Source organism: Pseudomonas sp. FG98, from assembly GCF_057808595.1.
In genome coordinates, this window is the sequence record NZ_JBMDIJ010000132.1 from 1 (window position 1) to 10,892 (window position 10,892).

Sequence of the window (10,892 nt, forward strand, 5' to 3'; positions counted from 1 at the left end):
GCGGCTGGCCCGGAACCCTGTGGGAGTCGGCGTTGCCGACGATGAGGCCATCAGCTTCGACATCAATCTGGTGGTTGGGTTGTTCTTGCGGGCCTCATCGCTGGCAATGCCAGCTCCCACAGGTTCCTGTGTCGGAGCTGGATCATGCGGCTGGCCCGGAACCCTGTGGGAGTCGGCGTTGCCGACGATGAGGCCATCAGCTTCGACATCAATCTGGTGGTTGGGTTGTTCTTGCGGGCCTCATCGCTGGCAATGCCAGCTCCCACAGGTTCCTGTGTCGGAGCTGGATCATGCGGCTGGCCCGGAACCCTGTGGGAGTCGGCGTGAACTGGCCGACGATGAGGCCCCGAAGCGCACAACCTACCCCGGCCCCGGCAAGCGCTTCAGATCCGGCGTGATATCCCGCTCCTGCGGCGGTTCGTCATGGAAGCCGACCGGCATCTTGCCCTTCAGCTGCCAGGCAAAGGCGATGATCTCGGCAATGGTCAGGTACAGCGCCTCGGGAATGCTGTCGCCCAGCTCCATCCGCGCCAGCAATTTCACCAGCTCGGCGTTTTCGTAGATCGGCACTTCGTGCTCGCGGGCGAGGGCGAGGATGGCTTCGGCCAGTTCGTCGTCGCCCTTGGCGGTCAGGGTTGGGGCCTGGGCGCCGTCGTAGCTGAGGGCGATGGCCTGGCGTGGTGCTTTCCTGCTCATGCGTTTTCGTCCACCCAGCGTTGTTCCAGACGGGTTCCCGGGCCATGTGGTGGCACGCCCTGATGACAATGCAGCTCGGCGACGTTCACCCCCCGTGCGACCAGGCGCGCGCGCAGGCCGTCCAGTTCCCGTTCGATCAGTTCCGCGGTTTCCGGGCGTTCGGCCCAGAGCTGGCTGGACAGGCTGCCCTTGGTGATCTGCGCCTGCACCTGCAAGGGCCCGAGGGGATGCAGGTCAAAGGCCAGGTCGACGCGCCAGAGCATTTCCAGCGGGTCGCGGCGTTCCCGTTCCGGGTCGGCCTGCTGTTCCTTGGTTTCCTCGCGCTGCACCTTGACCTGCACCGGCATGAACTCGGGGCCGGTGCGCAGGGGGATTTCCAATTGCCAGGTGGTTTGCAGGTTGCCGTCCGGGGTGCTGCCGGTCTGTTCGAGACTGGCCAACTGATGGCTCTGTAGTCGGGAAATGGCCGCCGCAGCCAGGCGCAGCAGGTGTTGCAGGTCGCCTTCTTCTTCGGCGTTCTGCAACAGCCGGGAGGGCAGCGGAAAGCCGGTCGGGTGCGGCTTGGGCGCGACCTGGCCGAGGGCGCCGAGGTAGCTGCGGACCATGCCCGGCAGGGCCTGGGCCAGGCTGGTCTGGACCGTCGGCGAGAGCGGCGTGCCGCCCGGGACATTGGGTAGCAGTTGCGCGATCAGGCGCACCACCTGGGCCTTGATGTCCAGCCCCAGCTGGTTGGCGCCGCCGTTGAGCAGGCGCGCTTCGAGAAAGGCACCGCTGTTGTTCAGCGCCTGGGCCACCTGGCGCGAATCAGCGAACTGGCGGATATCCGGCAGGCTGGCCAGCAGCTTGTCGACGCTGGCGCGCAGTTCCGGCGGCTGGCTGTCGTCACGGGCGATGCGCTGCATGGAGGCCAGCAGGCCCTGCAAGGACGCCTGGCGGTTCTGCTGGACGCTGAGGTTCTGGGCGATGGCCATCTGCTCCTGGCGCCCGCTCAGCGGTACGAAATTCAGTTGCTGGTCGCTGGCCACCCGGGCGCTGAGCAGGCTGCCCAGGGGCAGCGGGCGCGGCGAGTCGATGCTCAGGGTGGCGCCGGCCTGCAGGGTATTGAGCAGGGTGACCAGCGAGCGGTACACCGGTGGCAGGTTGCCGGTCTGCGGCTGCAACTGGCTGGTCAGCACCTTGCCTTGCAACAGGGTGCCCACCGGCAGTTGCTTGGTGTCGAGGCTGGTCAGGGTGGTGACGTTGTTGGCGGCGGCCTGCTGCACCGCCAGGCTGAGCTGGCTGGCGTTGGGCTGGCTGACGGTGACCTGGGTGCCCAGGGCCAGGGGCTGACTGGCGCTGGTCTGCACCAGGGTCTGCTGGCCGCCGGCGCGCAACAGGCGCAACAGCATCTGGAAGTCCTCGCCCACCTGGCGCAGCGAAACCACTTCGCCCTTGGCGGTTTCGCCTTTTGCCAGCAGATCCGGCTGCGCTTCCAGGAGCTTGACCATCTCGCCGGTCATGGCGGCGGCGCGGAGCTGGGGATTGGCCGCCGCCTGTGGGCCAAGGATGTTTATTTCGCCCGTCATTGCTCTTGCGACCTGTTCAAATAGCCCTCTTTACAGTAGGACATGGCATGTATAATGCCGCCCGATTTCTCCCGCGAGTGCAGGATCCGGGCGCTCGCGACCAGACCGGTCGGCCAGGTTTTCGTTGTCTCTATAACGGCCAGGGTCGTACCGACTTGAGACAGTCCCGAACCAATAAGGCGAATCTGTGACTCCTCACCTCCAAGCCGTGGGCCTGGCCTGCGAGCGCGACTGGCGAATGCTCTTCGAACACCTGGAGCTTCAGGTGACCGCCGGCGCCATGCTGCAGATCAGCGGTCCCAACGGCAGCGGCAAGACCAGCCTGCTGCGCCTGCTGGCCGGCCTGATGCAACCCACTCACGGCGAGATCCTGCTCAACGGCAAGCCGCTGGCGGAGCAGGGCAGCGAACTGGCGCGCAACCTGGTATGGATCGGCCACGCCGCCGGCATCAAGGACCTGCTTACCCCGGAAGAAAACCTCACCTGGCTCTGCGCCCTGCATCGCCCGGCCAGCCGCGAAGCGATCTGGCAGGCACTGGCAGCGGTAGGCCTGCACGGTTTCGAGGATGTTCCCTGCCATACCTTGTCTGCCGGCCAGCAGCGCCGCGTGGCCCTGGCCCGGCTGTACCTGGACAGCCCGCCACTGTGGATCCTCGACGAACCCTTCACCGCCCTCGACAAGCAGGGCGTGGCCCAGCTCGAAGCGCACCTGGCGCAACACTGCGAGCAGGGCGGCATGGTGGTGCTGACCACCCACCACACGCTGGAGCGCACGCCCTCCGGTTACCGCGATATCAACCTGGGGCAGTGGGCGGCATGAGTGTATTTGTCCTGTTGTTGCGCCGTGAGGCGCGTCTGCTTTGCCGACGGCCGGCAGAGCTGGCCAATCCCCTGGTTTTTTTCGCGATTGTCATCGCATTGTTCCCACTTGCGGTCGGTCCTGAGACACAATTGTTGCAAATCTTGTCTCCAGGGTTAGTCTGGGTAGCCGCACTTTTGTCGGTCCTGCTCTCGCTGGACGGGCTTTTCCGCAGTGATTTCGAGGACGGATCCCTCGAACAGTGGGTCCTTTCGCCGCACCCCCTGCCGCTACTGGTACTGGCCAAGGTGCTGGCACACTGGATTTTTTCCGGGCTTGCGCTGGTATTGTTGTCGCCGCTGCTGGCGCTGATGCTCGGATTGCCGGTGGAATGCCTGCCGGTCCTGCTGGCATCGCTCTTGCTCGGTACTCCGGTGCTGAGCCTGTTGGGCGCCGTCGGTGCGGCCCTGACCGTTGGTTTGAAACGTGGTGGTCTGCTTCTGGCGTTACTGATTCTGCCGCTATATATCCCGGTATTGATCCTGGGCAGTGGCGCTCTACAAGCAGCAGTGCAAGCTATGCCCGCAACCGGATACCTGCTCTGGCTCGGCAGTCTGGCCGCCCTGGCAGTCACCCTTGCACCTTTCGCGATAGCTGCCGGCCTGAAAATCAGCGTCGGCGAATAATGAGGTCTGGGCCACGCCCAGAAAGACCCTGGATGTACCGTGATGAAAAGCAGCGCAATAAGCTGGACATGGTTTCACAAGCTCGGTTCCCCGAAATGGTTCTACGCCATCAGCGGGCGCATGCTGCCCTGGCTGGCGGTGGCCGCGATCCTGCTGATCGGGGTCGGCGTGGTCTGGGGACTGGCCTTCGCCCCGCAGGATTACCAGCAGGGCAATAGCTTCCGGATCATCTACATCCACGTGCCGGCGGCCATGCTGGCGCAGTCCTGCTACGTGATGCTGGCGGTGTGCGGCGTGGTCGGCCTGGTGTGGAAGATGAAGATCGCCGACGTCGCCCTGCAAAGCGCCGCGCCCATCGGCGCCTGGATGACCGCCGTGGCGCTGGTCACCGGGGCCATCTGGGGCAAGCCGACCTGGGGCAGCTGGTGGGTCTGGGATGCCCGCCTTACGTCCATGCTTATCCTGCTTTTCCTGTACTTCGGTCTCATTGCCCTCGGCCACGCCATCAGCAATCGTGAGAGCGCGGCCAAGGCCTGCGCGGTGCTGGCCATCGTCGGGGTGATCAACATCCCGATCATCAAGTACTCGGTGGAGTGGTGGAACACCCTGCACCAGGGCTCGACCTTCACCCTGACGGAGAAACCGGCGATGCCGGCGGAGATGTGGTTGCCGCTGCTGCTCACCGTCCTTGGCTTCTATTGCTTCTTCGGCGCCGTGCTGCTGCTGCGCATGCGTCTTGAAGTGCTCAAGCGCGAAGCCCGCGCCAGCTGGGTCCGCGACGAAGTGCTGAACAGCCTGGGAGGCGCACGATGAGCTTCGCATCCTTCGGCGAGTTTCTCGCCATGGGCCATCACGGCCTGTATGTCTGGTCGGCCTACGGCATCTGCCTGGCGGTGCTGGCCATCAACGTCGCCGCGCCGCTGCTGGCCCGGCGTCGTTACCTGCAAGCTGAGGCGCGCCGTTTGCGCCGGGAGAACGCCAAGTGAATCCGCAACGCAAAAAGCGCCTGTTCATCATCCTTGGCCTGCTCGCCGGCCTCGGCGTCGCCGTGGGCCTGGCCCTCAGCGCGCTGCAGGAAAACATCAACCTGTTCTACACCCCGACCCAGATCGCCAACGGCGAAGCGCCGCTGGACACCCGGATCCGCGCCGGCGGCATGGTCGAGAAGGGCTCGGTGCAGCGCTCCAGCGACTCCCTCGACGTACGTTTCGTGGTCACCGATTTCAACAAGTCGGTGCCGATCACCTACCGCGGCATCCTTCCCGACCTGTTCCGCGAGGGCCAGGGCATCGTCGCCCTGGGCAAGCTGAATGCCGAGGGCGTGGTGGTGGCCGATGAAGTGCTGGCCAAGCACGACGAGAAATACATGCCGCCGGAGGTCACCAAGGCCCTCAAGGAAAGCGGTCAGGCCGCCAGCGGAGCACAAGCCCAATGAACGCCGCGCTGATCATTCCCGAACTCGGCCAGCTGTCGATGATCCTGGCCATCTGTTTCGCCTGCGTGCAGGCCAGCGTCCCGCTGCTCGGCGCCTGGCGCGGCGACAGCCTGTGGATGAGCCTGGCGCGCCCGGCGGCCTGGGGCCAGTTCGCTTTCCTCGCCTTCGCCTTCGCCTGCCTGACCCACGCCTTCATGACCGACAACTTCTCGGTCGCCTACGTCGCCAGCAACTCGAACAGCGCCTTGCCCTGGTACTACAAGTTCAGTGCCGTGTGGGGCGCCCACGAAGGCTCGCTGCTGCTCTGGGCGCTGATCCTCGGCGGCTGGACCTTCGCCGTGTCGATCTTCTCCCGGCAACTGCCGCAGGTGATGCTGGCCCGGGTGCTGGCGGTGATGGGCATGATCAGCGTCGGCTTCCTGTCGTTCCTGATCATCACCTCCAACCCGTTCCAGCGCCTGCTGCCACAGATGCCCGGCGATGGCCGCGACCTCAACCCGCTGCTGCAGGACATCGGCCTGATCGTCCACCCACCGATGCTGTACATGGGTTATGTCGGCTTCTCGGTGGCCTTTGCCTTCGCCATCGCCGCACTGCTCGGCGGCCGCCTCGATGCGGCCTGGGCACGCTGGTCGCGGCCATGGACCATCGTCGCCTGGGCCTTCCTCGGCATCGGCATCACCCTTGGCTCCTGGTGGGCTTACTACGAACTGGGCTGGGGCGGCTGGTGGTTCTGGGACCCGGTGGAAAACGCCTCGTTCATGCCCTGGCTGGTAGGCACCGCGCTGATCCACTCGCTGGCGGTCACCGAAAAACGCGGGGTGTTCAAAAGCTGGACCGTGCTGCTGGCGATCGCCGCCTTCTCCCTCAGCCTGCTCGGTACCTTCCTGGTCCGTTCCGGCGTGCTGACCTCGGTGCATGCCTTCGCCTCGGACCCTGAGCGCGGCATCTTCATCCTGTTCTTCCTGCTGGTGGTAGTCGGTGGTTCGCTGACCCTGTTCGCCCTGCGCGCGCCAGTGGTCAAGAGCCAGGTCGGCTTCGCCTTGTGGTCGCGCGAGACCCTGCTGCTGGCCAATAACCTGGTGCTGGTGGTGGCGGCTTCGATGATTCTCCTCGGCACCCTGTATCCGCTGGTGCTGGATGCCCTGACCGGCGCCAAGCTGTCGGTCGGCCCGCCGTACTTCGATGCCCTGTTCATTCCCCTGATGGCCCTGCTGATGCTGGTGCTGGCGGTGGGCGTGATCGTGCGCTGGAAGGACACCCCGACCCGCTGGCTGGCCAGCATGCTGACCCCGGTGCTGGTGGGTGCTGCCGTACTGGCGCCGATCGGCGGCCTGCTGGTGGACGACTTCGACTGGCCGGTGCTGACCACCTTCGCCCTGGCGGCATGGATCGTCCTTGGCGGCCTGCGCGATATCTTCGACAAGACCCGCCACAAGGGCCTGCTCAAGGGCATTCGCGGTCTCAATCGCAGTTACTGGGGCATGCATCTCGCCCACCTGGGCCTGGCGGTCTGTGCCCTGGGCGTGGTGCTGTCGAGCAACAACAGCGCCGAGCGCGACCTGCGCATGGCCCCGGGCGAATCGGTGGAGCTGGCCGGTTATCACTTCGTCTTCGAAGGCGCCAGGCATCACGAAGGGCCGAACTTCACCTCCGACAAGGGCACCGTGCGGGTGCTCAAGGACGGCCGCGAAATCAGCGTGCTGCACCCGGAAAAACGCCTCTACACCGTGCAGCAGTCGATGATGACCGAGGCCGGCATCGATGCCGGCTTCACCCGCGACCTGTATGTCGCCCTCGGCGAGCCGCTGGAAAACGGTGCCTGGGCGGTGCGGGTGCACGTCAAGCCGTTCGTGCGCTGGATCTGGCTGGGCGGCCTGCTGACCGGCCTGGGTGGATTGCTGGCGGCGCTGGACCGGCGTTATCGAGTCAAGGTGAAAAGCAAAGTGCGTGATGTGCTGGGCCTGGAAGGAGCGACTGCATGAAGCGTTGGATCATGGTGCTGCCGCTGGCGGGGTTTCTGCTGGTGGCGCTGTTTCTCTACCGTGGCTTGTACCTTGACCCGGCGGAGCTGCCGTCGGCGATGATCGGCAAGCCGTTCCCGGCCTTCGCCCTGCCCAACGTGCAGGGCGACCGCCAGTTGACCGAGGCCGACCTCAAGGGCAAGCCGGCACTGGTCAACGTCTGGGCCACCTGGTGCGTGTCGTGCAAGGTCGAGCACCCGGTGCTGAACAAGCTGGCCCAGCAGGGCGTGGTGATCTACGGCGTCAACTACAAGGACATCAATGCCGATGCCCTGAAGTGGCTGGCCGAGTTCCACAACCCCTACCAGATGGACATCCGTGACGAGCAGGGCAGCCTCGGCCTCGACCTGGGCGTCTACGGCGCGCCGGAAACCTTCTTCATCGACGCCAAGGGCATCATCCGCGACAAGTACGTCGGTGTGATCGACGAGACCGTCTGGCGCGAGAAGCTCGCCCCGGTCTACCAGGGCCTGGTCGACGAGGCCCGCCCATGAAGCGCTGGCTAGCTGCCGCGGTACTTGGCCTGAGTCTGTGCGGCGTGGCCAAGGCGGCCATCGATACCTACCAGTTCGCCGACGAGGCCGAGCGCGAGCGTTACCGCGAGCTGACCAAGGAACTGCGCTGCCCCAAGTGCCAGAACCAGGACATCGCCGACTCCAACGCACCGATCGCCGCCGACCTGCGCCGGGAAATCTTCCGCATGCTCGGCGAAGGCAAGAGCAATCAGCAGATCGTCGATTTCATGGTCGATCGCTACGGTGATTTCGTCCGCTACAAGCCGGCCCTGACCGCCAGGACCTGGCTGCTCTGGTTCGGCCCTGCCGCGCTGCTGCTGGGTGGTATCGGCGTGCTGGTGGTGATCGTGCGCAAGCGCCGGGTACCGGCGGGTACTGCAAGCACCGACCTTTCTCCCGAGGAGCGTGAGCGCCTCGCCAAACTGCTGGACAAAGAACAGACCCATGACTGATTTCTGGCTCGCTTCAGGCCTGCTGCTACTGGTAGCCCTGAGCTTTTTGCTGATTCCGGTGTTGCGTGGCCGTCGTGCGCAGCAGGAAGAAGACCGTACCGCCCTCAACGTTGCGCTGTACCAGGAGCGGGTCGCCGAACTCCAGGCCCAGGGCGCTGCGGGCGTGCTCAACGCCGAACAGCTGGCACAGGGCCGTGACGAGGCGGCGCGGGAACTGCTGGACGACACCGAGAACGCCGAGCCTGTGCGCAGCGCGCGGCTGGGCAAGGCGCTGCCGATCGTCGCGGCTTTCCTGGTACCGCTGATGGCAGCGGGGTTGTATCTGCATTTCGGCGCCAGCGGCAAGGTCGCCCTGACCCAGGAATTCGCCACCGCACCGCAAAGCATCGAAGAGATGACCTCGCGCCTGGAACGCAGCGTTGCGGCCCAGCCGGACAATGCCGAAGGCCTGTACTTCCTCGGGCGTGCCTACATGGCCCAGGAGCGTCCGGAGGATGCGGCGAAAGCGTTCGAGCGCGCCGTCGGAGTTGCCGGCCGTGCGCCGGAATTGCTCGGTCAGTGGGCCCAGGCGCTGTACTTCGCCAACCACAAGCAATGGACCCCGCAATTCCAGGCACTCACCGACGAAGCCCTGAAGGCCGACCCGAACGAGGTCACCAGCCTCGGCCTGCTTGGTATCGCCGCCTTCGAGGGCGAGCGCTACCAGGAAGCGGTGGACTACTGGAATCGCCTGCTGGTGCAACTGCCGCAGGGTGACACCTCGCGTACCGCGCTGCTGGGCGGTATCGAACGGGCCAAGGAGAAGATCGCTGCCGGCGAGGGCAAGGCGTCGGCACCGGCTGTCGCGGTCTCCGGGCCGAAGTTGACGGTCAAGGTCGAACTGGCCGAGGCGCTGAAGGACAAGGTCAAGCCGGATGATGTGGTGTTCATCTTCGCCCGCGCTGCCTCGGGGCCGAGCCTGCCGCTGGCGGCCAAACGGGTGACGGTGGCGCAACTGCCGATCGAGGTGGTGCTGAGCGACAGCGACGCGATGATGCCCAACATGAAACTGTCGAACTTCCCTGAAGTCCAACTGATGGCGCGTGTCTCCCGCAACGGTCAGCCCGGCAAGGGTGAATGGATCGGCCGCGGTTCGCCGCTGGCGAGCAACACCGAGACGGCGCAACACCTGACCATCGACAGTCCGGACGACCCGGCCAAGCAATAAGAGAGCGACTCCATGAACAGCACCGTACGCCTGACCCTGATTTCACTGGCCCTGGGTCTGAGCGCATGTACGGTGCACCAGCCACGCGAGCCAGAGCGTGAACCCCTGCCGCCGATCAAATCGGCACCCCGACCGGGCCCGGTGATCAAGCCGGGCCCGAGCGTTCCCAAGCCTTCCGTTACACCCACGCCGAAACCCATGCCGCGCACGTCCGCCAGCTTCGCCCCGCCACCGGGCGGTGCCAGCCATTGGGACCCGAAACTCGGGGTCTATGTACTCGAAGGCAAGAACAACACCTTCTACCGCCAGCGCACCTACTACCGCTGGAACAACGGCTGGAGCTGGTCGACCAATCCTGAAGGGCCCTGGCAGGACACCGACGCCAGCGGTGTGCCGGGCGGTCTGGGACGCGCCTTCGGCCAGTAATGACGGCATAATGCTGCCTCGCCTGACGCCTGGGAGCATGAAATGACGAAGACGGTATTGGTACTGGTCGAAACGGTCGATGACTATCTGCCGCTGCTGGAAGACAACGGCTATCGCCTGATCCGGGCCAAGACTCCGGCCTTGCGTGCCGAGGCCATCGCCCGCCACGGTGGCGAGATCGACGTGGTGCTGACCCGTGGCCCGTTGGGCATCACCGCCGAGGAAATCGACGCGCTGCCTTTGCTGCGTCTGATCTGCGTGATCGGGGCCGGCTACGAGGCGGTCGACCTGGCCGCCGCTGCGGCGCGGGGGATCGTCGTCACCAATGGCGCCGGGGCCAATGCCTCGGCAGTGGCGGATCACACCATGGCCCTGCTGTTCGCCGTGGTCCGGGATATCTGCCGGGCCGATGCCACCACTCGCCAGGGCCAATGGAACCGGGTGATCAGCCCGTCTCTGGCGGGCAAGCGCCTGGGCATCCTGGGCCTGGGTTCGGTGGGAATGGCCATCGCCAAGCGCGGTGCCCTCGGTTTCGACATGCAGGTCAGCTATCACAATCGTTCGCCGCGCAGCGATGTGCCGTATCAGTACCGTGCAAGCGTGCTGGAACTGGCGCGGGAATCGGACTTCCTGATCGTTGCCACGCCGGGCGGGGCCAATACCCGCGCGCTGGTTGGCCGTGAGGTGCTGGATGCGTTGGGGCCGCAGGGCTTCCTGGTGAATATCGCCCGGGCCAGCGTGGTGTCTACCACCGAGCTGGTCGCGGCGCTGCGCGAAGGGCGGATCGCCGGGGCCGGGCTGGATGTGTTCGATGACGAACCGTCGGTGCCGGACGAGCTCAAGCAACTGGGCAATGTGGTGCTGACCCCGCACGTGGCGGCGCAAACCCCGGAAGCGGCGCGGGACATGGTGGCGCTGGTGTTGAAGAACCTGCAGGCGTTCTTTGCCGGGGAGCCGGTGTTGACCCCAGTGGTTTCCTGAGGCGGGCGGGGACCTTGTAGGAGCGGGTTTACCCGCGATTACGGTGGTGAATTCACTATCGCAATCGCGGGTAAACCCGCTCCCACAGGGTCCGCGTCGCTTTTAG

General features: G+C 65.5%; 13 protein-coding genes. 11 read left to right on the plus strand and 2 right to left on the minus strand.

The window, feature by feature from the left end:
• Positions 1–360: 360 nt before the first annotated feature.
• Both ACODSK_RS31245 and fliK read right to left on the minus strand, forming a co-directional pair.
• Positions 361–696, minus strand: a complete 336-nt coding sequence (locus tag ACODSK_RS31245; RefSeq protein WP_489021817.1) for an EscU/YscU/HrcU family type III secretion system export apparatus switch protein — start codon at positions 694–696, stop codon at positions 361–363.
• On the minus strand, positions 693–2,261 hold the full coding sequence (fliK, locus tag ACODSK_RS31250) for a flagellar hook-length control protein FliK (protein WP_489021819.1): 1,569 nt from the start codon (positions 2,259–2,261) through the stop codon (positions 693–695). The genes ACODSK_RS31245 and fliK overlap by 4 nt, the downstream gene beginning before the upstream one ends.
• Before the next feature lie 187 nt (positions 2,262–2,448).
• On the opposite strand from fliK, the gene ccmA reads away from it, so the two are divergent.
• The 11 genes from ccmA to ACODSK_RS31305 are packed head-to-tail and all read left to right on the plus strand — an operon-like array spanning position 2,449 to position 10,786.
• Positions 2,449–3,081 carry a cytochrome c biogenesis heme-transporting ATPase CcmA gene (gene ccmA, locus ACODSK_RS31255; protein ID WP_489021820.1) on the plus strand — a complete coding sequence of 211 codons (633 nt, stop codon included), beginning with the start codon at positions 2,449–2,451 and terminating at the stop codon, positions 3,079–3,081.
• Positions 3,078–3,746 carry a heme exporter protein CcmB gene (ccmB, locus tag ACODSK_RS31260; protein ID WP_489021822.1) on the plus strand — a complete coding sequence of 223 codons (669 nt, stop codon included), beginning with the start codon at positions 3,078–3,080 and terminating at the stop codon, positions 3,744–3,746. The genes ccmA and ccmB overlap by 4 nt, the downstream gene beginning before the upstream one ends.
• 42 nt (positions 3,747–3,788) lie before the next feature.
• A complete protein-coding gene (locus ACODSK_RS31265; RefSeq protein ID WP_489021823.1) occupies positions 3,789–4,559 on the plus strand; it encodes a heme ABC transporter permease in 771 nt (256 codons plus the stop codon).
• Positions 4,556–4,732, plus strand: coding sequence for a heme exporter protein CcmD (gene ccmD / locus ACODSK_RS31270; RefSeq protein ID WP_009399925.1), 177 nt, complete (start codon positions 4,556–4,558; stop codon positions 4,730–4,732). The genes ACODSK_RS31265 and ccmD overlap by 4 nt, the downstream gene beginning before the upstream one ends.
• Positions 4,729–5,181, plus strand: coding sequence for a cytochrome c maturation protein CcmE (ccmE, locus tag ACODSK_RS31275; protein ID WP_489021825.1), 453 nt, complete (start codon positions 4,729–4,731; stop codon positions 5,179–5,181). The genes ccmD and ccmE overlap by 4 nt, the downstream gene beginning before the upstream one ends.
• Positions 5,182–5,192: 11 nt before the next feature.
• A complete protein-coding gene (locus ACODSK_RS31280; RefSeq protein ID WP_489021837.1) occupies positions 5,193–7,166 on the plus strand; it encodes a heme lyase CcmF/NrfE family subunit in 1,974 nt (657 codons plus the stop codon).
• A complete protein-coding gene (locus ACODSK_RS31285) occupies positions 7,163–7,699 on the plus strand; it encodes a DsbE family thiol:disulfide interchange protein (RefSeq protein WP_489021827.1) in 537 nt (178 codons plus the stop codon). The genes ACODSK_RS31280 and ACODSK_RS31285 overlap by 4 nt, the downstream gene beginning before the upstream one ends.
• Complete coding sequence (locus ACODSK_RS31290) at positions 7,696–8,172, plus strand: cytochrome c-type biogenesis protein (protein WP_489021829.1); 477 nt, start codon at positions 7,696–7,698, stop codon at positions 8,170–8,172. Before ACODSK_RS31285 ends, ACODSK_RS31290 begins: the two co-directional genes overlap by 4 nt.
• A complete protein-coding gene (ccmI, locus tag ACODSK_RS31295) occupies positions 8,165–9,379 on the plus strand; it encodes a c-type cytochrome biogenesis protein CcmI (protein WP_489021831.1) in 1,215 nt (404 codons plus the stop codon). Before ACODSK_RS31290 ends, ccmI begins: the two co-directional genes overlap by 8 nt.
• A gap of 12 nt (positions 9,380–9,391) precedes the next feature.
• Positions 9,392–9,805 (plus strand): hypothetical protein, encoded by a 414-nt coding sequence (locus ACODSK_RS31300; protein WP_489021833.1) that lies wholly within the window; start codon positions 9,392–9,394, stop codon positions 9,803–9,805.
• Between the two features lie 42 nt (positions 9,806–9,847).
• On the plus strand, positions 9,848–10,786 hold the full coding sequence (locus tag ACODSK_RS31305) for a 2-hydroxyacid dehydrogenase (protein ID WP_489021835.1): 939 nt from the start codon (positions 9,848–9,850) through the stop codon (positions 10,784–10,786).
• Positions 10,787–10,892: the final 106 nt, after the last annotated feature.